Origin of the sequence: Brevundimonas sp. MEB006b, assembly GCF_030209705.1 — a bacterium.
Classification (GTDB): domain Bacteria; phylum Pseudomonadota; class Alphaproteobacteria; order Caulobacterales; family Caulobacteraceae; genus Brevundimonas.
In genome coordinates, this window is the sequence record NZ_JARVRL010000002.1 from 240,501 (window position 1) to 259,658 (window position 19,158).

24 protein-coding genes are annotated in these 19,158 nt (G+C 66.8%); 13 read left to right on the forward strand and 11 right to left on the reverse strand.

Going from position 1 to position 19,158, the window contains the following annotated elements; translation table 11 throughout:
* Nucleotides 1–70 precede the first annotated feature (70 nt).
* The 3 genes from QRN13_RS02805 to QRN13_RS02815 all read right to left on the reverse strand — a co-directional run bounded on the left by QRN13_RS02805 (nt 71) and on the right by QRN13_RS02815 (nt 4,550).
* Complete coding sequence (locus QRN13_RS02805; protein WP_284876764.1) at nt 71–949, reverse strand: 4-(cytidine 5'-diphospho)-2-C-methyl-D-erythritol kinase; 879 nt, start codon at nt 947–949, stop codon at nt 71–73.
* Nucleotides 950–952: 3 nt separating this feature from the next.
* Complete coding sequence (locus QRN13_RS02810) at nt 953–2,830, reverse strand: tetratricopeptide repeat protein (RefSeq protein WP_284876766.1); 1,878 nt, start codon at nt 2,828–2,830, stop codon at nt 953–955.
* 64 nt (nt 2,831–2,894) lie between these two features.
* Nucleotides 2,895–4,550, reverse strand: coding sequence for an electron transfer flavoprotein-ubiquinone oxidoreductase (locus QRN13_RS02815; RefSeq protein ID WP_153922619.1), 1,656 nt, complete (start codon nt 4,548–4,550; stop codon nt 2,895–2,897).
* 195 nt (nt 4,551–4,745) lie between these two features.
* Between QRN13_RS02815 and QRN13_RS02820 the strand changes: the two genes are divergently transcribed.
* Nucleotides 4,746–5,558: a uracil-DNA glycosylase gene (locus QRN13_RS02820; protein ID WP_284876768.1), complete on the forward strand. Its 813-nt coding sequence runs from the start codon at nt 4,746–4,748 to the stop codon at nt 5,556–5,558.
* Between the two features lie 84 nt (nt 5,559–5,642).
* Nucleotides 5,643–7,328 carry a lytic transglycosylase domain-containing protein gene (locus QRN13_RS02825; protein ID WP_284876769.1) on the forward strand — a complete coding sequence of 562 codons (1,686 nt, stop codon included), beginning with the start codon at nt 5,643–5,645 and terminating at the stop codon, nt 7,326–7,328.
* Between the two features lie 4 nt (nt 7,329–7,332).
* Here the strand turns inward: QRN13_RS02825 and QRN13_RS02830 are convergent, their stop codons facing one another.
* Genes QRN13_RS02830 through QRN13_RS02840 form a run of 3 tightly spaced genes read right to left on the reverse strand, consistent with a single transcriptional unit; the run spans nt 7,333 to nt 8,511 of the window.
* Complete coding sequence (locus tag QRN13_RS02830) at nt 7,333–7,464, reverse strand: hypothetical protein (RefSeq protein ID WP_284876770.1); 132 nt, start codon at nt 7,462–7,464, stop codon at nt 7,333–7,335.
* A 35-nt stretch (nt 7,465–7,499) separates the two neighbouring features.
* The gene (locus QRN13_RS02835; protein ID WP_284876771.1) at nt 7,500–8,168 is read right to left on the reverse strand and encodes a glutathione S-transferase family protein; all 669 of its coding nucleotides are present in this window, start codon (nt 8,166–8,168) and stop codon (nt 7,500–7,502) included.
* A gap of 22 nt (nt 8,169–8,190) precedes the next feature.
* On the reverse strand, nt 8,191–8,511 hold the full coding sequence (locus tag QRN13_RS02840) for a DMT family transporter (protein WP_284876772.1): 321 nt from the start codon (nt 8,509–8,511) through the stop codon (nt 8,191–8,193).
* Nucleotides 8,512–8,673: 162 nt separating this feature from the next.
* Between QRN13_RS02840 and purB the strand changes: the two genes are divergently transcribed.
* From purB to QRN13_RS02860, 4 genes are all read left to right on the forward strand, one after another.
* Nucleotides 8,674–9,972, forward strand: a complete 1,299-nt coding sequence (gene purB / locus QRN13_RS02845; RefSeq protein ID WP_284876774.1) for an adenylosuccinate lyase — start codon at nt 8,674–8,676, stop codon at nt 9,970–9,972.
* A gap of 4 nt (nt 9,973–9,976) precedes the next feature.
* Nucleotides 9,977–10,708, forward strand: a complete 732-nt coding sequence (locus QRN13_RS02850) for a 2OG-Fe(II) oxygenase (RefSeq protein WP_284876776.1) — start codon at nt 9,977–9,979, stop codon at nt 10,706–10,708.
* Complete coding sequence (locus QRN13_RS02855; RefSeq protein ID WP_284876777.1) at nt 10,705–11,214, forward strand: DNA-deoxyinosine glycosylase; 510 nt, start codon at nt 10,705–10,707, stop codon at nt 11,212–11,214. Before QRN13_RS02850 ends, QRN13_RS02855 begins: the two co-directional genes overlap by 4 nt.
* A gap of 148 nt (nt 11,215–11,362) precedes the next feature.
* On the forward strand, nt 11,363–11,995 hold the full coding sequence (locus QRN13_RS02860) for a fasciclin domain-containing protein (protein WP_284876778.1): 633 nt from the start codon (nt 11,363–11,365) through the stop codon (nt 11,993–11,995).
* A 184-nt stretch (nt 11,996–12,179) separates the two neighbouring features.
* Here the strand turns inward: QRN13_RS02860 and QRN13_RS02865 are convergent, their stop codons facing one another.
* On the reverse strand, nt 12,180–12,503 hold the full coding sequence (locus tag QRN13_RS02865) for a DUF1476 domain-containing protein (RefSeq protein ID WP_039244540.1): 324 nt from the start codon (nt 12,501–12,503) through the stop codon (nt 12,180–12,182).
* Between the two features lie 289 nt (nt 12,504–12,792).
* Here QRN13_RS02865 and purC point away from each other — a divergent pair, with 289 nt between their 5' ends.
* The 6 genes from purC (at nt 12,793) to QRN13_RS02895 (ending at nt 17,202) form a co-directional block, all read left to right on the forward strand.
* Entirely contained in the window at nt 12,793–13,551 is a 759-nt protein-coding gene (purC, locus tag QRN13_RS02870; RefSeq protein WP_055752965.1) for a phosphoribosylaminoimidazolesuccinocarboxamide synthase, read from the forward strand.
* Nucleotides 13,551–13,802, forward strand: a complete 252-nt coding sequence (purS, locus tag QRN13_RS02875; RefSeq protein WP_055805975.1) for a phosphoribosylformylglycinamidine synthase subunit PurS — start codon at nt 13,551–13,553, stop codon at nt 13,800–13,802. The genes purC and purS overlap by 1 nt, the downstream gene beginning before the upstream one ends.
* Before the next feature lie 96 nt (nt 13,803–13,898).
* Complete coding sequence (locus tag QRN13_RS02880) at nt 13,899–14,378, forward strand: YbhB/YbcL family Raf kinase inhibitor-like protein (protein WP_284876779.1); 480 nt, start codon at nt 13,899–13,901, stop codon at nt 14,376–14,378.
* 60 nt (nt 14,379–14,438) lie between these two features.
* Complete coding sequence (locus QRN13_RS02885; protein WP_284876780.1) at nt 14,439–15,641, forward strand: MFS transporter; 1,203 nt, start codon at nt 14,439–14,441, stop codon at nt 15,639–15,641.
* Between the two features lie 33 nt (nt 15,642–15,674).
* On the forward strand, nt 15,675–16,337 hold the full coding sequence (gene purQ / locus QRN13_RS02890) for a phosphoribosylformylglycinamidine synthase subunit PurQ (RefSeq protein WP_284876781.1): 663 nt from the start codon (nt 15,675–15,677) through the stop codon (nt 16,335–16,337).
* Between the two features lie 31 nt (nt 16,338–16,368).
* Nucleotides 16,369–17,202 (forward strand): hypothetical protein, encoded by an 834-nt coding sequence (locus QRN13_RS02895; RefSeq protein WP_284876782.1) that lies wholly within the window; start codon nt 16,369–16,371, stop codon nt 17,200–17,202.
* Between the two features lie 6 nt (nt 17,203–17,208).
* Here the strand turns inward: QRN13_RS02895 and QRN13_RS02900 are convergent, their stop codons facing one another.
* Both QRN13_RS02900 and QRN13_RS02905 read right to left on the reverse strand, forming a co-directional pair.
* Nucleotides 17,209–17,409, reverse strand: coding sequence for a hypothetical protein (locus QRN13_RS02900; protein WP_055752960.1), 201 nt, complete (start codon nt 17,407–17,409; stop codon nt 17,209–17,211).
* Nucleotides 17,410–17,465: 56 nt separating this feature from the next.
* Complete coding sequence (locus QRN13_RS02905; protein ID WP_284876783.1) at nt 17,466–17,885, reverse strand: hypothetical protein; 420 nt, start codon at nt 17,883–17,885, stop codon at nt 17,466–17,468.
* Nucleotides 17,886–17,960: 75 nt separating this feature from the next.
* Between QRN13_RS02905 and QRN13_RS02910 the strand changes: the two genes are divergently transcribed.
* Nucleotides 17,961–18,758 carry a TspO-related membrane protein gene (locus QRN13_RS02910; RefSeq protein ID WP_284876785.1) on the forward strand — a complete coding sequence of 266 codons (798 nt, stop codon included), beginning with the start codon at nt 17,961–17,963 and terminating at the stop codon, nt 18,756–18,758.
* A 3-nt stretch (nt 18,759–18,761) separates the two neighbouring features.
* Here QRN13_RS02910 and QRN13_RS02915 read toward each other — a convergent pair whose 3' ends face one another.
* A complete protein-coding gene (locus QRN13_RS02915; RefSeq protein ID WP_199059071.1) occupies nt 18,762–19,007 on the reverse strand; it encodes a Tat pathway signal protein in 246 nt (81 codons plus the stop codon).
* Nucleotides 19,004–19,144, reverse strand: a complete 141-nt coding sequence (locus QRN13_RS02920) for a hypothetical protein (protein ID WP_199059072.1) — start codon at nt 19,142–19,144, stop codon at nt 19,004–19,006. The genes QRN13_RS02915 and QRN13_RS02920 overlap by 4 nt, the downstream gene beginning before the upstream one ends.
* Nucleotides 19,145–19,158: the final 14 nt, after the last annotated feature.

The window sequence follows — 19,158 nt, forward strand, 5'->3', positions numbered from 1 at the left end:
ATAATCTGGGCGAGACCTGGGCGAAATCGCCGGTTTCGCAGTCTGATCGCCGGTATTCGGCCACAAAGCTTTAGCGTTGCTGTACGGACAGCTGCGTTGCTTTGACCCAGGCCGTGGGATGTGCGGCGGACAATGCGCGCGCAGCAGATTGGGCCGCGTCGTCGCTGGGGTACAGACCGAACACCGTCGCGCCTGAGCCGGACATGCGGGTCAGGGCGATCTGGTCGGTCATCGCCACCGCCGAGAGGGCTGCGCCGATCGCCGGCGTCAGGGCCAGCGCAGGCGCTTCAAGATCGTTGCGCTGGGCCGACAGCCATTCGATGACGGCGGCGATGGACCAGTCCCGGGGCGGCGCGGGTCTGTCGGCCGCTCGCACCGGCCCTGCGTCGTAGGCGCGATAGACGGCGCCGGTCGGCGAGGGAACGCCGGGGTTGAACAGCACGGCCGGCAGCGGCGGCAGGCAGGGTTCGTCGGTCAGGACGTCTCCCCTGCCCTCGGCCCAGGCCGTGCGCATCCGCAGACACATCGGCCCGTCCGCGCCGACGACGCCCGCGACCGCCTCAAGCGCGTGGTCGTCGAGATTGAGCGCCAGGACGTCGCGCGCCAGCTTCAGCGCCGCGCCCGCATCGGACGATCCGCCGCCCAGCCCCGCCGCGATGGGCAGGCGCTTGTCCAGCGTGACCTTCAGTTTCGGCTCCGCGACGCCGCAGGCCTCGCCCAGCTGACGCAGCGCGCGCAGGATCAGATTGTCGTCCGTCGCGCCCAGCCCGCCGCCGAAAGGGCCATCGACCGTCAGCGACAGACGATCCGCCGGCTCGACCGACACGCGATCTCCGACATCGGCGAAGGCGACCAGGCTGGACAGCGGATGATAGCCGTCCGCGTCCACCGCGCCGACGTGCAGGAACAGATTGATCTTGGCCGGCGCCAGGGCGGTCAGGGCAGGCATGACCTATTGCGCGACGCCCTGAGCGCTCGGCGCGCCGTCCAGCCCGTTGGCGATCTTGCGTTCGACCTCGGCCCGACGTTCGGGTTCGGGCTCCAGCACCAGGACGCGGTTCCACAGCCAGACGGCTTCGCGTTGACGGCCGACCTTCCAGTAGGCGTCGCCGAGGTGATCGTTGATCTCGGCGTTGGACGGCTCCTTGTCGACAGCCTCTTCCAGCGTGTTGACTGCGGTGTCGTACTGGCCCTGTTTGAACTGCGCCCAGCCCAGCGAATCCTGAATGTTGCCGTTGTCGGGCTCCAGCGCGTGGGCGCGAGCGATCATTTCGGCGCCTTCCTGCACCCGCAGCCCCTTATCGACCCAGAGATAGCCGAGGTAGTTCAGCATATCGGCGTCGTTCGGCGCAGTCTGAAGCGCGGCCCACAGTTCGGCCTCGGCCTCGGGAACGCGCCCCAGCGCCTCATAGGCGGCGCCGCGCAGGAAGTGGACGCTGGCGCCCTGATCAGCGGTGTTCAGAAGCGGCCCGTCCAGCAGGGTCAGCGCCTCGTCATGCTGTTTCAGCTGCATCAGCTGACCGGCCAAGACCAAGGCGATCTGCCGATCGTCGGGGCTGGCGGCGGCGGCGAGGCGCAGTTCGGTAAGCGCGTCCTGCGACTGGCCGTCCTCTTCCAGAGCCACGGCCAGCTGAGCGCGGGCGGCGGCATAGAGTTTTGGATCGGTGGTCCCGACCCGCGACAGGGCGTTGCGGGCGGCGGACTTCAGACCGGCGCGGGAGAGCACCTGGGCCAGCTGATATTCCGTCTCGTCATCGTCGTGCAGGTTCTGGGCGAGGCGCAGATAGACGGCGGCGAACTCGTTGCCGCGCTCGGCCGAAGCCTGGGCGGCGGCGGTGATCAGGCCCTGGGCGGCGCCTTCGCGGAAGTCGGGCAAGGCGGGCGGGCGCCCTCCGTCCTTCAGCCGTTGCAGCGCGCGGGCCACGCCCGGATCGACGGGTTGCACCGCCATGGCGGCTTCATACAGGGCGACGGCGTCGTCGCGGCGACCGCGCCGTTCCAGAAACTCGCCATAGGGGCGTTTGAACAGGGCGCCGACGCCGGCGACTTCGGAAGCGGTCTTTAGCTCGACCTCGGCCTCGGCATAGTCGCGACGTTTTTCCAGCAGGGCGGCGCGATTGATGCGGGCGAAGGCCAGGGTCAGGGGATCGCCGGCGGTCGGGACCGGCTGAAGCGCCCGGGTCCAGTCGCCGGCTGCGGCGGCGATCCACGGCGCGACCAGCAGACCGGCGCGCGCGTGCGGCGCGCCGATGGGCTGACGGGCCAGTTCGGCGTTCGGCGTCCTGGCGTCGCCGCGCACGAAGTCCTGCACCAGACGCACCAGCCGCCCGCCCTCAACGAACGCCGGAGACGCGGTCGCATCGGTCGGGGCCAGGGCGGCCGCCACATCCAGATCGCCGGTCAGCAGGGCGGAGGTGAAGGCCTGTTCGCGCACGCGAGGCTGTTCCGGTGCCAGCCGTTCCGCCTGGGCCAGATAGTCCGAGCCGGTGGCCCCCTCGCCCTGCATCAGGGCCAGCTTGCCCGCCAGATACAGACCATAGGCGCTGCGGCCCTCGGCGTTCGTCGGGATCGGCGCCCAGACGGCCGGGATCGCCGGCGTTGCGGGCGTGTCGGTGATGATGATGTGAGGATCGGACGCGGCCTCGGTCGGCACCTGAGCCGGTGCAGCCTGACCCGGCGCCGTCTGGCCCGGCTCCAAGATGACGGCCGGCGGATGGGTGTCCAGCGTCGGGGCGGGCGGGGTCGTTTCCTGAGCCGAGGCATGGCCGGCAAGCGCCACAGCGAGGACGGTCAGGGAGGCGGCGAACAGGCGAGAACGGGAGGCGATCATGCCCGGACCCTTCACGCTTTTGCGGCGGCGGGCAAGGGCGGAACGCCGCCCCTGCCCCGTTCCGTCACATGTTCGGATAGTTGGGACCGCCGCCGCCTTCGGGCGTGGTCCAGACGATGTTCTGTGACGGATCCTTGATGTCGCAGGTTTTGCAGTGAACGCAGTTCTGGGCGTTGATGACGAAGCGGGGATCGGCCTTGGCCGCCTCGTCGCCATAGACCACCTCGTACACGCCGGCCGGGCAGTAAAGCCGCGCCGGCTCGCCGTATTTGGGCAGGTTGACGCGGATCGGGATCGACGGATCCAGCAGCTTCAGGTGGGCCGGCTGGTCCTCGGCGTGGTTGGTGTTGGAGATGAACACCGAAGACAGCTTGTCGAACGACAGCTTGCCGTCCGGCTTGGGATAGGCGATCGCCTTGTGGTCGGCGGCCAGACCGGTCGAGGCGGCGTCGGTCTTTTCGTGCTTCAGCGTCGGGATCGGCGACAGGCCGCCGAACAGGGTGCGGCACCACATGTCGAACATCCCCAGCGCCCCGCCCAGCGTCGTGCCGAACTTGGACAGCAGGGGCTTCGCGTTCCGGACGACCGACAGCTCCTTGTAGACCCAACTCTTTTCGAAGGCGGTCTGGTATTCGACCAGTTCGTCGCCCGCGCGCCCGGCCTGAACGGCCTCATAGGCGGCGTCGGCGGCCAGCATGCCGGTCTTCATGGCGTTGTGGCTGCCCTTGATTCGGGGCACGTTCACGAAGCCGGCCGAACAGCCGATCAGCACGCCGCCGGGGAAGCTCAGCTTTGGGATCGACTGCAGGCCGCCCTCGGTGATGGCGCGCGCGCCGTAGGAGATGCGTGTTCCGCCCTCCAGGTGCTGAGCGATCTCAGGGTGGTGTTTGAAGCGCTGGAACTCGTCGAACGGCGACAGGAACGGGTTCTTGTAGTTCAGGTGAACCACGTAGCCGACGGCCACGTAGCGATCGCCGAAGTGATACAGGAAGCTGCCGCCGCCGGTGTGTTCGTCCAGCGGCCAGCCGGTCGTGTGCTGGGCCAGGCCGGGCTGGTGCTTGTCGGCCGGCACCTGCCACAACTCTTTCAGGCCGATGCCGTATTTCTGGGGCGACTTGCCGTCCTGAAGCTTGTGCCTGGCGATGATGGTCTTGGCCAGGGAGCCGCGCACGCCCTCGGCGATGAAGACATATTTGCCGTGCAGTTCAATGCCGGGCTGGAAATCGCCGGTCGGCTTGCCCTCGCGGTCGATGCCGAAGACGCCGGCGACGACGCCCTTCACCTGACCCGTCTCTTCTTCCCAGACGACGTGGCTGGCGGCCATGCCGGGATAGACCTCGACGCCCAGGGCCTCGGCCTGCTCGCCCAGCCAGCGCGTGACGTTGCCCAACGAGGCGATGTAGCAGCCGTGATTGTGCATGAAGGGCGGCATCAGCGGCATGGGCAGCGACGCCGACCCCTGCGGGCCCAGCAGCAGGAACTTGTCCTTCGTGACCGGCGTCTCCAGCGGCGCGCCGCGTTCCTTCCAGTCGGGGAACAGCTCGTTCAGCGCCTTGGGATCGATGACCGCGCCCGACAGGATATGACCGCCGACCTCGGCCGCCTTTTCCAGAACCGCGACGGTGATTTCCTTGCCATCCTTTTCCGCGCGCTGCTTCAGGCGGATGGCCGCCGACAGGCCCGCAGGCCCGCCGCCGACGATCACGACATCATATTCCATGATCTCGCGCTCGACGCCGTTCAGCGCCTCCAGCGGCGGCAGATTGTCGATGATGGCGTCCTGACGGGCGTTTTCCGCGCCGCCTTCGATGGCGTCTTCGGCCATGGTTTCCCCTGAATCCCGGTTATCTGTGTGGTTATGCCGCTTATCGGAAGGTGACGCGAGGGCGGTCAAGGCTTATCGGTGGTTCGAGACATGAACGCGCAACCCCATGACATCGCTGCAGTCGAAAGCCTGCTCGCCTTCTGGCGGGATGCGGGGGTCGACGCCTGTTATGGCGATGCGCCCGTCGATCACACCCATGTCGCCCCGCCGCCGGCCGTCAAGGCGGTGCAGAGGGCTACGGCCTCGGTCGTCATGCCCCTGGCCGGCGTCAACGCCGACGACGCCCTCGCCGAGGCGCGGCGGCTGGCCGCCGGCACCGCGACGCTTCAGGATCTGGCGGCGGCGGTCGCGGCGTTCGAGGGCTGTCCGCTGCGCGGCATGGGCGCGACGCAATCGGTGTTCGGACGCGGCAACCCCAACGCCTCGGTTCTGATCGTCGGCGAAGGTCCCGGCGGGGACGAGGACCGGGCGGGGCAACCCTTCGTCGGCAAGGCCGGGCAGTTGCTGGACCGGATGCTGGCGGCGGCAGGCCTGACCGACAAGGTGTTCATCACCAACACGGTCTTCTGGCGCCCGCCCGGCAACCGCACCCCCAGCCCGCAGGAACAGGCGGTGTGCGCACCCTTCGTCGAGCGCGCCTTCGCCCTGCTGAAGCCCAGAGCCGTGCTGCTGCTGGGCGCAGCCTCGGCCAAGTCGGTGCTCGGCGCCGAGGAAGGCATCATGAAGCTGCGCGGCAACTGGAAGGAATGGCGCCTGCTGGAAGGGGCGGTGTCGGCGCCCGTCATGCCGACCCTGCATCCCGCCTTTTTGCTGCGTCAGCCACAAGCGAAACGACAGGTCTGGAGCGACCTGCTTTCGCTGGCCGTTCGCCTTGAAACGGACTCGGTTGAAGAACAAGGCTAATCGCGGCATGTTCGCATGCTGACGACCGATCGCCATACACGCGCCCGTAGCTTACGCGCGTCGCCAACGAGGGGGCCGCCGCTTATGTTTCTGTTCCGCCGCGCGATCCTCGCGTCGACGCTTGTCCTTGCGTTCTGCGCCGCCACGACGGCCGCGACCGCCGAGACGCCCTACGGGTCAACCGCCGAGGCCGGAGCCGGTTCCGGACGTCCCACCGCGCTGAGCTCGGCCGACAGAATCTCCTACACCACCGCCTTTGACGCCCTGCGACGCGGCGATATCGAGACGGCCCGCACGGCGGCTCGTCAGGCGCAGGACCGTGTGCTGCTGGGTCAGGTCGAGTTCGAAAGCCTGTTCCATCCTGATCATGTCGCCACCTATGAAGAGCTGACGGCCTGGCTTGAGACCTATTCGGATCTGCCGTGCGCAGACCGGGTCTATACGCTGGCGCTGCGTCGTCGCCCCGACGGCGCGCCGGAGCCGGTGCGTCCCGGCGGCGTGCTGGGCCGCACCTGGAACAGTCTGGTCAGCGCCGTGTCCGGCGACGGCGGCGTCACCGATCCGGCCAAGGCGGCGCGCGTCGCCTACAACAACAACGACCTGACCGGCGCCTCGGCCCTGGGGCGTCAGATCGGCGACTGGTGGACGGTCGGACTGGCGGAGTGGCGTCTGGGCCAGTTCCATGAATCCTTCGCCGCCTTCGAACGCGTCGCCAACGATCCGACCGAGGACGCCTGGGTCCGCGCCGGCGCCGCCTTCTGGACCGCGCGCGCCGCCGCCCAGTCGGGTCGTCAGGATCGCGTCACCGACTATCTGCGCCTGTCGGCCCAGTGGCCCGCCACCTTCTATGGCCAGATCGCCCTGCGTCAGCTCGGAGAAGAGCCGACGATCGAGAACATGGGTCCCCGCCCCTACGAGGCCGAGCCCCGCCTGCGTCGCGCCGCCTATGTGCCCCAGAGCGCCGCCGTCGAACCGACCGCCCTGGAAGCCTTCGTTCAGGCCGACGCCCGCGCCAAACGCACCGTCGCCTTCTATGAGGTCGGGCGCAACGCCGATGCCGAGACGGAACTGAGGTCCGGCCTGCGCACCGCCGTCGGCGATGCGGCCAAGATGTGGACGGCCCTGGCGCGCGCCATCCTGCCGGTCAACAACGGGGACGCCACGCGCATCGACGCGACCCGTTATCCGATGCCGGATCTGACGCCCGAAGGCGGCTTCGTCATCGAGCGGGCGCTGGTCTACGCCCTGGCGCGCAAGGAAACCGACTTCAATCCCAATGCCCGTTCCAGCGTCGGCGCCTATGGGCTGATGCAGGTCATGCCGACGACGGCAGCCGAGATGACCGGCGATCGCACCTTCGTCTCGGACCCGACCAAGCTGCTGGTCCCGGCGGTCAACATGCGTCTGGGCCAGGCCTACATCAGCAAAATGCTGGCCCTGCCGGCTTTCCAAGGCGATCTGCTGCGGGCCGTGGCCTCCTACAACGCCGGTCCCGGGCCGATGCTGGCGGCCGTCAGAAAACTGGGCGCGGACGCCGATCCCCTGCTGCTGATCGAGACGATCGACGTGCCCCAGGCGCGCGACTACGTCGAAAAGGTCATGGCCAGCTACTGGATCTATCAGCGGCTGTTCGGCGGACCGCTGAAGACGCTGGACGCCGTGGCGTCGGGCGCGCGCGCCGTGCCGATGGCGCTGGATTACGTGGCCCCGCCGCCGCAGGCCGAGCCGGTCCTGATCGCCGAGACGACTCCCATCGCCGGCGCGCGCTGACCTCTTAGAAGACCGCGAACAGCAGGCTGGCCCAAAACGCCGCCCCCACCAGGGCCGCAAGCCCATAGGCCATGACCGGATTGAGGCCGCGCGCAGCGGCTTGGGTCGAAGGGCTGGGCAGGAGCGGGCTCGTCATCCCCATCGAAATAACAGCGTCCGCTTAACGCGGCGTCAGCCGGGATGGTTGTCGCGCGTTAAGCCCAGCGCGTCGGCTTCCCATTCAAGAAAATGCGGATGAGCCAGCAAGGTCTCGGCATAGGACCGGGCCGTGCCGTCGTCTCCGTGCGCGAAGAGGTCCAGTTGGAAATGGCGGATGCGGGCGGCGACCGGCGTGAAGAAGGCGTCCGGCACGGACCAGTCGCCGAACAGATACGGCCCGCCCGCACCGAACCGCTCACGCAGGCTCCGCCACAGGTCGGCGATCCGGCGCAAATCCTTGGCCAGCCCCGGATGGTCCGGTGCGGGCGCCCGGCTGGGGCCGACCATCCAGTGATCCGGGCCGGTCGAACAGGCCGTGCGCAGGGCGGTGAAGCCGCCATGCATCTCGCACGCCGCCGAACGCGCCAGCCAGCGCGCATGGGCGTCCGATGGCCAGAGACGGGCTTCCGGATAGCGTTCGGCCGCCCAGACGGCGATGGCCATCGAATCCCAGATCACCTCGCCCTCGACCTTCAGCACAGGGACGAGACCGGACGGCGAATGCTCGCGGATGCGCTGATCGGTGTCGGGCTGGTTCAGCGGCACGAGGATCTCATCGAAGATCGCGCCGCAATGTTTCAGCACCAGCCACGGCCGCAGCGACCACGTCGAATAGGCCTTGTCGCCGATCACCAGTTCCATCACGCGTCTCCTGTCGCCGCCATCAATGGCTCGCCGCCAGCTTCAGCACAACCAGGCCCGATGCGACCAGGGCGACGCCCGCGATCCTGAGCGGCGTCAGCGGCTCGCCCAGAAAGACCGCGCCCACCACAAAGGCGCCGACTGCGCCAATGCCGGTCCAGATGGCATAGGCCGTGCCCAGCGGCAGGGTCTTCATCGCCAGCGACAGCAGACCGAACGAACCGATCATGAAGACGATCATGCCCACGGTCGGCCACGGTCGCGTGAAGCCGGCCGACGCCTTCATCAGAAACGCCCAGACGACTTCGAGCAGACCGGCGACAAGAAGGAATACCCAGCCCATGACATTCTCCCTGCATGGCGTCGGGTCGTCCCGGCGTTGGTCCCATGTGGGGGAGGTCGTCCTCCTGAAAGCGCGCTGAATCTGGGACAACGGTCGGCAAAGTCAACCGCGCCGTCCCGCAAACCTTGACTCCGCGCCCCCCACGACCGACACGACCCGCCCATGATCACGCGCTACTCCCGCCCCGTCGCCGCCGCCATCTGGTCCCAGGAAACCAAATACAAGATCTGGTTCGAGATCGAGGCCCACGCCGCCACGAAGATGGCCGAGCTGGGCGTGATCCCCAAGGAATCGGCCGACGCCATCTGGGCCAAGGGCAAGGATGCGACCTTCGACGCCGACCGCATCGACGAGATCGAACGCACCACCAAACACGACGTCATCGCCTTCCTGACGCACGTCGCCGAGATCGTCGGCGAAGAAGCCCGTTTCCTGCACCAGGGCATGACCTCTTCGGACGTGCTGGACACCTGTTTCGCGGTCCAGCTGGCGCGGTCTTCGGACCTGCTGATCGAGGGCGTCGATCGGGTTCTGGCCGCGCTGGAGACACGCGCCAAGGAGCATAAGTACACCCCGACCGTGGGCCGTTCGCACGGCATCCACGCCGAGCCGGTGACCTTCGGCCTGAAGCTGGCCGGCTATCACGCCGAGTTCCAGCGCGCCAAACGCCGCCTGATCACCGCCAAGGAAGAGATCGCCACCTGCGCCATTTCGGGCGCCGTCGGCACCTTCGCCAACGTCGATCCGGCGGTCGAACAATATGTCGCCGACCAGATGGGCCTGACCGTCGAGCCGGTCTCGACCCAGGTCATCCCGCGCGACCGCCACGCCGCCTTCTTCGCCGCCCTAGGCGTCGTCGCTTCGTCGGTCGAACGTCTCGCCGTCGAGATCCGCCACCTGCAACGCACCGAAGTCCTCGAAGCCGAGGAGTTCTTCGACAAGGGTCAAAAGGGCTCGTCGGCGATGCCGCACAAGCGCAACCCGATACTGACCGAGAACCTGACCGGCCTGGCCCGTCTGATCCGTTCTGCCGTGACGCCCGCGATGGAGAACGTCGCCCTGTGGCATGAGCGCGACATCAGCCACTCCTCGGTCGAACGCGGCATCGGCCCGGACGCCACCATCCACCTGGACTTCGCCCTGCACCGTCTGGCGAATGTGGTCGAGCGGCTGAACGTCTACCCAGAGAACATGCAGAAGAACATCGACCGCCTGGGCGGTCTGGTGCACTCGCAGCGGGTCATGCTGGCCCTGACACAGGCCGGCGTGTCGCGCGAAGACGCCTATGCCGCCGTTCAGGAAAACGCCATGAAGGTCTGGCGCGGCGAAGGCGCCTTCCTGGATTTTCTGAAGGCCGACGAACGCGTCACCCTGCCCGCCGACCAGCTCGAGGCCCTGTTCGACCTCGGCTACCATACCAAGAACGTGGACGTGGTGTTCAAGCGGGTGTTCGGAGACTGACGTCATGAGCGAGCGCACGATCCGGCTCAATCCTCGGCTCGATCCCCGCGACTATGCGGCGGCCTATGCGCGCGACGGCATGGTGCAGGTGCCCGATCTGCTGGATGAGGTCAGCGCCGAATGGCTGGAGCTTGCGCTCGAACACGACACGGCTTGGCATCTGTCCTTGAAGACGCCGGAAGGCGGCAAGCTGCTGTCGCCGCAAGACATGCAGGCCATGGGCCGAGATGCGATCGGCGCCCAGATACAGCGCGCGCTGGCGGAGGGTCGCGACGGTTTCTCCTTCATCTATCTGGCCTATCCGATCATCACGACCTTGCTCACCGGCAAGGACGAGGGCCATGCGACGCACGCCCTGGTGCAGTTTTTCAACGACACGCCCTTCACAACATTCGCCAAAGCCGTGACCGGCGAAACGAGCGTGACCAAGATCGACGCGCAAGCCACCTGGTTCCGGCCCGGCGACTTCCTGACCCAGCACGACGACACAGGCGTCGGCGAGCGGCGCGCGGCCTATACGCTGGGTCTGTCGCGCGATTGGCGGCCGGATTGGGGCGGCCAGTTGCTGTTTCACGACGCCAACGGCGATATCGAGCGCGGGTTCAAGCCGGGCTTCAACGTCTGGACGGTGTTCAAGACGCCCCGCCAGCACTCCGTCGCGCCGGTCGCCGCCTACGCCGGCGGCAAGCGCCGCTCGATCACTGGCTGGCTGCGCGACGACCCGCCGGTCAAGTGACGGATCACACGGGCGATCGCAGGCTGGGGTTCGCACCCGTCGTCGATGCGGAAACCCGATTGTTGATCCTGGGCAGCCTGCCCGGCGACGCCTCGTTGAAGGCGGCGCAGTACTACGCCCATCCGCGCAACGCCTTTTGGCCCCTGATCGGCGGTGTGTTGGGCGAGGACCTTGTAACCCTTCGCTATGAGCAGCGGCTGGATCGATTGAAGGCGCGCGGCGTGGGGCTGTGGGATGTGGTTGCGTCGGCGGAACGGTCAGGCAGTCTGGATGCCGCGATCCGCTCGCCGGAGGCGGCTGATCTGCGCGGCCTGATCGGCAGCTTGCCGCAGCTGAGAGCGGTCGCCTTCAACGGCAAGCTGGCGGCCAAGTTGGGACGGCGCATTATCGGCGAGGTCGCAGGGGTTGGCCTTATCGACCTGCCTTCATCCAGCCCGGCTCATGCAATTCCACTGGCAGGCAAGGCGAACATCTGGAATTCGTTGACTGATCTGATCGAACGATAGTTCTCTTGCTGCAAAGCAGCATAAAAGTGCGCGCGAAAACTGAATGGTGAAGCTGCGATGTCTTGTCGCGCGGCATGCATCCATTGTGCGGTGTCGCGCGTAACGTTCCCGTTACCGCCTTGAGAGCGGCCCAAAGGGAACGAAACACATGACCAAACTTCGCAATCTTATGCTCGTCGCTGTCTCCGGCGGCGCGCTGATGGCGCTCGGCGCCTGCGGCAACAACGAGCCGGCCGCCACGACGCCGGCGGAATCGACCGCCATGGCCCCGGCCGACGGCGCCGCCATGGCCCCCGCGACCGACCCGATGGTGGGCGGCGCTGCCATGAGCCCGAACGAGACTATCGTCGCCAACGCCTCCAAAGCCTCCAACCTGACCACCCTGGTCGCCGCCGTGAAGGCCGCCGGCCTGGTCGACACCCTGCAAGGGGCGGGCCCGTTCACGGTCTTCGCCCCTGACAACGCCGCCTTCGAGAAGATCCCCGAGGCGACGCGCACCAGCCTGATGCAGCCGGCGATGAAGGCTGATCTGACCAAGATCCTGACCTACCACGTGGTCGCCGGTCGTCTGACGGCCGCCGATATCGCAGCCCAGGCCGAGGCCAACGGCGGCACCGCCACGCTGAAGACGGTTCAGGGCGAAGAACTGAAGGTTTCGGCCGGCCCGAACAACACCTGGATCATAACCGACGCCAAGGGCGGCAAGTCCACGATCACCCAGGCCGACGTGGGCCAATCGAACGGCGTCGTCCACGTCGTCGACACGGTTCTGATGCCGTAAAAATATTTGGTTTCGGGCGGCGACGCCTGAAACCAAATCTCGGCCCTGGTGTTCTTCAGGGGCGCGAGACGCACAGTACGCCGGGTGAGACATCCCCCCAACGTCCCCGGCAAGAAGAAAGGGCCGCACTTTCCCCCGGGTGCGGCCCTTTCGAATTCTCAGATCAGTCCAAAGACCGAGGCGATTACTCGCCGGCGCGGATCTGCTCGCGGGCGATCGAGGCCAGTTCATCGATCTTGGAGCGAATCTCGCCCTCCGATACCGACAGGCCCGAGGCCTTGAAGTCGCCGGCGACCTTGCGGAACACGTCCTCGTCTCCCGGCTGTTCGAAATCGGCACGCACCACGGCGGCGGCGTACTGGTCCGCGCTTTCGCTTGACAGGCCCATCTTTTCCGCAGCCCAAAGGCCCAGCATCCGGTTGCGCCGGGCGATGGCCTTGAACTCCTGCTCCTGATCGAGGGCGTATTTGGCTTCGAAGGCCTTTTCCCGATCGTCGAAGGTCGTCATTTCGCTCAGCAAAGCTCCGTCCACCCCGCTAACGTCGGGGCAAGCGCCGTCTATAGACCGCCCGCCCGCGAACGCAACCTGACTTCCGTCGCATGGACATCCTGTCCCCAATGATTGCGGCGCCGGCCATCCTCATTTGTATCGAGGGCCGCCTTCGGCTAAGGAGACCCCGAACGAGATTGACTGCCCGAACGATTCCGAAACGCGCCGCCAGGACCGGGTCTTCCCCCTCCACATATGGCCGCGCGATTTTTGTTTCTGGAGGGCGCCCGTAAGCCGGGACCGGACCATGAACAGCAAGCGCAAGAAGATCTACGAAGGCAAGGCCAAGATCCTGTACGAAGGACCCGAGCCCGGCACCCTGATCCAGTATTTCAAGGACGACGCCACCGCCTTCAACGCGCAGAAAAAGGCCGTTCTCGAAGGCAAGGGCGTGGTGAACAACCAGATCAGCGAGTTCATCATGTCGCGCCTGAACGGCATCGGCGTGACCAACCATTTCATCAAGCGTCTGAACCTGCGCGAGCAGCTGATCCGCGAAGTCGAGATCATTCCGCTGGAAGTCGTGTGCCGCAACATCGTCGCCGGCTCGATGAGCCAGCGCCTGGGCATCGAGGAAGGCACGCCCCTGCCCCGCTCGATCATCGAGTTCTATTACAAGAAGGATGAGCTCAACGACCCGATGGTCACCGAAGAGCACATCACCGCCTTCAACTGGGCCTCGACCCAGGAGCTGGACGACATGCTGGCGATGACGGTGCGGGTGAACGACTATCTGTCCGGCATGTTCAGCGCCGTCGGCATCACTTTGGTCGACTTCAAGATCGAGTTCGGCCGGGTGTGGGAAAACGACTTCAGCCGCGTCCTCCTGGCCGACGAGATCAGCCCCGACAGCTGCCGCCTGTGGGACGCCTCGACCGGCGAGAAGCTGGACAAGGACCGCTTCCGCCGCGACCTGGGCAATGTCATTGAAAGCTATACCGAAGTCGCGCGTCGCCTGGGCATCATGAAGGGCATGCCGACGGTGATCCAGGGAGGACTGCACTGATGGCCCCAACCGCTTCAAGCAAGGTCAAGGTTCACGTCTTCCTCAAACCGGGCGTCCTGGACGTTCAGGGCAAGGCCGTCGAAGGCGCGTTGCAGGGTCTGGGTTGGTCGGGCGTCTCCAACGCCCGCGTCGGCAAGCTGATCGAGTTCGACCTCGCCGGCGCCGAAGACCCGCAAGGCGAAGCCAAGAAGATGTGCGAGCAGCTGCTCGCCAATACGGTGATCGAAAGCTACCGCATCGAGGCGGCGTAAACTCTGCTGTCTCCTTTCCCATGTCGCGGGAAGGAGACGGTTGCATCCTTCGGCATCGACGCCAGTTTAGCAGACGGCTTGATTGACGGAGCGCCCATGACCTTCACCCTCACCTCCACCGACATCCAGGACGGCGGCGTGCTGCCGGACGCCCAGGTTCACGCCAAGGGCAATCAATCGCCCCAACTGTCATGGGCCGGCGCGCCGGAAGGGACCAAGAGCTATGCGATCACCTGCTATGATCCCGATGCGCCGACCGGCTCGGGCTTCTGGCACTGGACGGTGGCCAATATTCCGGCGGATGTGACAGAGCTGCCGGCCGGCGCCGGCTCGCCGGGCGGGCATCTGCCCCACAGCGCCATCCAGGGCCGCACCGACTATGGTCAGCCCGGCTTCGGCGGCGCCGCCCCGCCCCCCGGCCATGGTCCGCACCGCTACATCTTCACCGTCTTCGCCGTTGATGTTGAGAGCCTGGACGTCACGGCCGACAACTCCGGCGCCGTATTCGGCTTCAACCTGCACTTCCACACCCTGGCCAAGGCGTCGATCACCGCCACCTACGAAAACAAAGCGTGATCGTTGCAGGGCGGCGTGGCCCTTGTGGCGTCATGAACGCTGATTAGTTTGCAGCGCAACATGACCGACGCCGCCCTTGACACCCGCCTTCCCGTCCGCTCGCGCGGGGCGGTCGCCCTCGTGCTGATCGCCCTGGCCATGGGCGGGTTCGCGATCGGCGTGACCGAGTTCGCGGCCATGAGCATCCTGCCGGACTTCGCCGCCGGGCTTGGCGTCGATGCGCCGACCGCCGGCCATGTCATCAGCGCCTATGCCGCCGGCGTCGTAGTCGGCGCGCCGATCCTGGCGGTCCTAGGCGCACGCTACCCACGCTGGCTGCTGTTGATCGCCTTCATGGCCCTGTTCGCCATCGGCAATGTGGCCAGCGCCCTGGCCCCGACCTACCATTGGATGCTGGTCTTTCGCTTCCTCAGCGGCTTGCCGCACGGGGCCTATTTCGGCGTGGCGGCCCTGGTCGCGGCCTCCATCGTGCCGCTACATTTTCGCACGCGCGCAGTCTCGACCATCCTGATGGGGCTGACGGTCGGGACCGTTCTAGGCGTGCCCGTCGTCAACATCATCAGCCATGCCCACGGCTGGCGCTGGACCTTCGCCATCGTCGGCGTGCTGGCGGTTCTGACCATGGCGCTGGTCGCCCTATTCGCTCCGCGCGATCCGGCCCACCCCGACGCCAGCCCCTGGCGCGAGCTGGGCGCCCTGAAGCGCAGTCAGGTCTGGCTGACGCTGGGCGTGGGCGCCATTGGTTTTGGCGGCATGTTCGCAGTCTACGCCTATCTCGCCTCGACGCTCGAGGCGGTGACGGGCGCCGGCACGGCTGTCCTCCCCTGGGTTTTCGCCGTGTTTGGCGTGGGCATGTTCCTGGGCAATATCCTGGGCGCCTGGGCGGCGGACCATCTGGGGTTCAAGGCGGCGGGCGGCCTGTTGCTGTGGAGCGCGGCGGCGCTGGCCCTCTATCCGCTGGCGGCGCCCCACCTGTGGGCCGTGATGGTCGTGGTATTCCTGATCGGCGGCGGGGGCGGCCTGGGTTCGATCCTGCAGACGCGACTGATGGATGTCGCCGGCGACGCCCAGACCCTGGCGGCGGCGCTCAACCATTCGGCGTTCAACACGGCCAACGCCATCGGCCCGCTGCTGGGAGGGATGGCGATCGCGGCCGGCTATGGCTGGGCCTCGACCGGCTGGGTCGGCATGGGCCTGTCCCTGGGCGGCTTCGTCATCTTCCTGATCGCCTGGCTGACCGGTCGGGCGCGCGCGACGGCCTGACAAGGCGAAAGAACCCTGCTAAAGGCCCGCGCCATGAGCGCAGCCGTCATCGTCTTCCCCGGTTCCAACTGTGATCGCGACTGCAAGGTCGCCGTCGAACGCTCCACCGGCGAGCCGGTCTCGATGGTGTGGCACGCCGACACCGAACTGCCCCAGGGCCTGGACCTGATCGTCATCCCAGGCGGCTTCTCCTACGGCGACTATCTGCGTTGCGGCGCCATGGCGGCCCAGTCGCCGGTGATGCAGGCGGTCAAGAAGGCCGCGGACGACGGCGTCGCGGTGGTCGGCATCTGCAACGGCTTCCAGATCCTGTGCGAGGCCGGAATGCTGCCCGGCGCCCTGCTGCGCAACAAGGGTCTGAAATACGTCTGCAAGCCGATCGCATTGACCGTCGCCAACGGCCAGACCCGCTTCACCGCCGGCTATCAGGGCCAGCGCGAAGTGACGATGACCCAAGGCAACGGCGACGGAAACTTCTTCGCCGACGCCGAGACACTGGCCCGGATCGAGGGCGAGGGCCAGGTCGTCTTCCGCTACGTCGACAACCCGAACGGCTCGGTCAACGAGATCGCCGGCATCCAGAACGCGCGCGGGAACGTCCTGGGCATGATGCCCCACCCGGATCGCGCCTTCGAAGCCGAACTCGGCTCCGCCGACGGCGCGACCCTGTTCCGGAGCATCTACGCCGCCGCTTGACGGCAATCGCAAGTTGGTGCGGATTGGGTCGATGCACAATTGCCTCCGATTCATCTTCGCCTTCGCCGCCCTCGCCGCCGGCGCACCCGTTATGGCTCAGGAAAGCGCTCCACAGAGCGAGGACTGGACGGTAACGTCCGTGCCCGAGCGCAAGGCCGTGCTGGCCACGATCGACTTTACTTCTGGTTTGGCTATCGCCGCGCGCTGCGTCGATGGAGCTTACGACGTCTTGATCTCGGGACTGCCGGAGGCGCCCCGTCGCGATATGTCGCGTGAGTTGGGCATTCAGGCCGGCGACCAGGAAGAGCCCTACACGTCTGTATGGACGGTGGGGACGCAGCGCAACACCGCATTCAGCCGCATACCCGCAGTCGTGGCGCGCGATCTGGCGAAAGGCGGCAAGCTTCAGGTCATCGTTCCATCCACGTCCGGCGGTCCGCGAACGCGATATGTCATGGATTTGGATCCATCCAGCACCGCGATCGAACAGACATTGACCGCCTGTGGCCGACCGATGATCGACCCACGCGAAGCGCGGGCTAAGGAGATTGACGGCAACGGCCAAGATGGGCTGCCTGATACCGTACAATGGCAGACGATGCCGCGTCCGGTTTTCCCAGCATCGGTGAATGGTCGAAGCCCGCTGGAGGGCTATGTGGTTTTGTCCTGCGTCCTCACTGACGCCGGTCAGATGACTGAATGCCAGACAGAGAGCGAGCAGCCAGCGGGTTACAACCTGTGGCAGTCAGTTGAACGGTCGCTGCCGCGAGCGCGCCTCAAACTGTCCGAACAGGCCGCTGCGGCCGGTCTCTCGCTTGCCGGCCGAATGGTCCGTTTCTCGGTCACCTTCAAAATGGAGCCCTGACGGCCGTCAGATGTCCTTGATCTGAGCGCGACCGTCCGACAGGTCGGCAGCTTCATCGTCTTCGGCCCGATCGTCGTCGAACAACTTTTCTCCGGCCTCGCGTTGAGCAGCCAGTTCGCGGGCGCCGACGCCGAGGCCCTGTTCGATCGCGAGATTGGCCTCGACCTCTTCGGTCAGGTTCAGGTCTTCGTTGTCTGGGTCGGCCATGCGAGCATCCTTTTAAAGGGGTCCCGCGAACAACCGCCTGTGGGCGCCTTCGGTTCCTAACGGCCGAAAAACGGCTCCAGACTCGCGCGGGATATCGGGCGGAAGATCAGGAACTGACCATCCACCGTCACCGTGACCTCATGGGCTTGCGGACGTTGCAGCAGGGCCGGATCGTCGAGCGACACGGCGCGGCCCGAGGCGATATCGCGAGCATCCAGCGCCGGCGTCGTCGGCCGTCTGTTCTCGTTGGCGAGCGCCGACAGGAAGCCCCGCACCTCATTGGCCTGCTGCTGAGGCGTCAGGGCCGCGCGAACGCGTGACCAAGCGGTCTGGATCGTGGTCGGCAGGGGCGCTCCGGTCGTCTGCGCGGACGCCTGGCCCGCGGCCACAGCTATCGCGATGAACAGAGCAGGCAGAGAGGCTTTGAGCATCATGTCGAGCAGAATGAAGCCGCCGCCCGCCAATGCAAGCTTCACTTTTCTGCCGCTCGCGGTGAACCTTCTGGCGTGGCGAGGCGTAAAGGCGGGAACACGCGTCGCACTGGAAATCGAATGTCCTCCATCATCCGTCCCACGCCCCGCCAACGCACCCGTCGACTGGTCGTCCTGGCCGCCGCCCTGTTCGCCATCGTCGTGCCCCTGGTTCAGAACCTGGCGGGCCTGGGCCTGAACCAGGCCGAGTTCGCCGCAGACGGCAACAGCACCCTGCGCGTTGCGGGCTACGCCTTCTCGATCTGGGGCCCGATCTATATCGGCATTCTGGCCTATGCGATCCGTCAGGCCCTGCCGCAGACCGGCGAAAGCCCGCTGCTGGGCCGAATGGGTCTGCCGTCCGCCGTCGCCTTCTTCGGCATCGGATTCTGGATCATCGTGGCGGCCCTGAACCTGAAGGCCGCCAGCGTGGGCGTGATTTTCGCCTCGCTGATCGCGCTGTTACTGCCGATGCTGGCAGTATCCGGCCACACCCGCGCGCTGCGGATGTTCGATCGAGAGCGCATCCTGCTGGTCTGGCCGCTGGCGGCACTGGCGGGCTGGCTGACGGTGGCTGCGCCGTTGAACCTGATCACGACGGCGACCGCGTTCAACGCCCTGCCCGCCGCCCTGTCGCCTGACCTGTGGGCCATCGTCGCCATCGTCGCCGTCACAGTCGTCGCCCTGGCGGTGACGGCGGTGCTGCGCACCCTCGCCTATCCGCTGCCGACGGCCTGGGGCCTTCTGGGCGCGTTCGTCGCCGAACAGGCGGACAAGCCGACCGTCGCCTTCACGGCCCTGGCCGGCGCGATCGTCCTGCTGATCGGCGGCCTGCTGCTGACCTTCCGCCTGCGACCCGGCGTCGAACGCGCTCGCTAAGACTCAGGGTTTGTCGGTGACCGCGTCGTCCTGAGGCGCGTGGTCATCGGCGCCCACGTCGAAGGTGCCGGTTTCATCGAAGCCGACGCTGCCGACCCCCACGGCCGAACCAGTCAGCCGCTGACGACGGCTGGCCAGAGCCGCCTCAGGCGCTGCGGTGTCCATCTCTGCTGTGGTTTCTGGATCGTTCGAACGATCCATCTGCTGGCCCGAGGCCGGGACGATGCGGTCGGTGTGGGGCTTGCTCACGCCTCGTCCTCCTCGGTGTCGTCGGCCCGTTTCTGAGCCCGTTCCGCCAGGGCGGAGGCGCCGGCGTCATCGGCGGCGATCTCGGGCAGGTCGTCGTCTTCGGGGGTGGCGGCGGGGTCGATGGGCGTATCGGTCATGGCGGCTCCTTTGG

Coding starts and splice junctions, on each gene's coding strand:
- QRN13_RS02805 (WP_284876764.1), bottom strand. CDS start 949: ATGCCTGCCCTGACCGCCCTGGCGCCGGCCAAGATCAATCTGTTCCTG.
- QRN13_RS02810 (WP_284876766.1), bottom strand. CDS start 2,830: ATGATCGCCTCCCGTTCTCGCCTGTTCGCCGCCTCCCTGACCGTCCTC.
- QRN13_RS02815 (WP_153922619.1), bottom strand. CDS start 4,550: ATGGAATATGATGTCGTGATCGTCGGCGGCGGGCCTGCGGGCCTGTCG.
- QRN13_RS02820 (WP_284876768.1), top strand. CDS start 4,746: ATGAACGCGCAACCCCATGACATCGCTGCAGTCGAAAGCCTGCTCGCC.
- QRN13_RS02825 (WP_284876769.1), top strand. CDS start 5,643: ATGTTTCTGTTCCGCCGCGCGATCCTCGCGTCGACGCTTGTCCTTGCG.
- QRN13_RS02830 (WP_284876770.1), bottom strand. CDS start 7,464: ATGACGAGCCCGCTCCTGCCCAGCCCTTCGACCCAAGCCGCTGCGCGC.
- QRN13_RS02835 (WP_284876771.1), bottom strand. CDS start 8,168: ATGGAACTGGTGATCGGCGACAAGGCCTATTCGACGTGGTCGCTGCGG.
- QRN13_RS02840 (WP_284876772.1), bottom strand. CDS start 8,511: ATGGGCTGGGTATTCCTTCTTGTCGCCGGTCTGCTCGAAGTCGTCTGG.
- purB (WP_284876774.1), top strand. CDS start 8,674: ATGATCACGCGCTACTCCCGCCCCGTCGCCGCCGCCATCTGGTCCCAG.
- QRN13_RS02850 (WP_284876776.1), top strand. CDS start 9,977: ATGAGCGAGCGCACGATCCGGCTCAATCCTCGGCTCGATCCCCGCGAC.
- QRN13_RS02860 (WP_284876778.1), top strand. CDS start 11,363: ATGACCAAACTTCGCAATCTTATGCTCGTCGCTGTCTCCGGCGGCGCG.
- QRN13_RS02865 (WP_039244540.1), bottom strand. CDS start 12,503: ATGACGACCTTCGACGATCGGGAAAAGGCCTTCGAAGCCAAATACGCC.
- purC (WP_055752965.1), top strand. CDS start 12,793: ATGAACAGCAAGCGCAAGAAGATCTACGAAGGCAAGGCCAAGATCCTG.
- purS (WP_055805975.1), top strand. CDS start 13,551: ATGGCCCCAACCGCTTCAAGCAAGGTCAAGGTTCACGTCTTCCTCAAA.
- QRN13_RS02880 (WP_284876779.1), top strand. CDS start 13,899: ATGACCTTCACCCTCACCTCCACCGACATCCAGGACGGCGGCGTGCTG.
- QRN13_RS02885 (WP_284876780.1), top strand. CDS start 14,439: ATGACCGACGCCGCCCTTGACACCCGCCTTCCCGTCCGCTCGCGCGGG.
- purQ (WP_284876781.1), top strand. CDS start 15,675: ATGAGCGCAGCCGTCATCGTCTTCCCCGGTTCCAACTGTGATCGCGAC.
- QRN13_RS02895 (WP_284876782.1), top strand. CDS start 16,369: ATGCACAATTGCCTCCGATTCATCTTCGCCTTCGCCGCCCTCGCCGCC.
- QRN13_RS02900 (WP_055752960.1), bottom strand. CDS start 17,409: ATGGCCGACCCAGACAACGAAGACCTGAACCTGACCGAAGAGGTCGAG.
- QRN13_RS02910 (WP_284876785.1), top strand. CDS start 17,961: ATGTCCTCCATCATCCGTCCCACGCCCCGCCAACGCACCCGTCGACTG.
- QRN13_RS02920 (WP_199059072.1), bottom strand. CDS start 19,144: ATGACCGATACGCCCATCGACCCCGCCGCCACCCCCGAAGACGACGAC.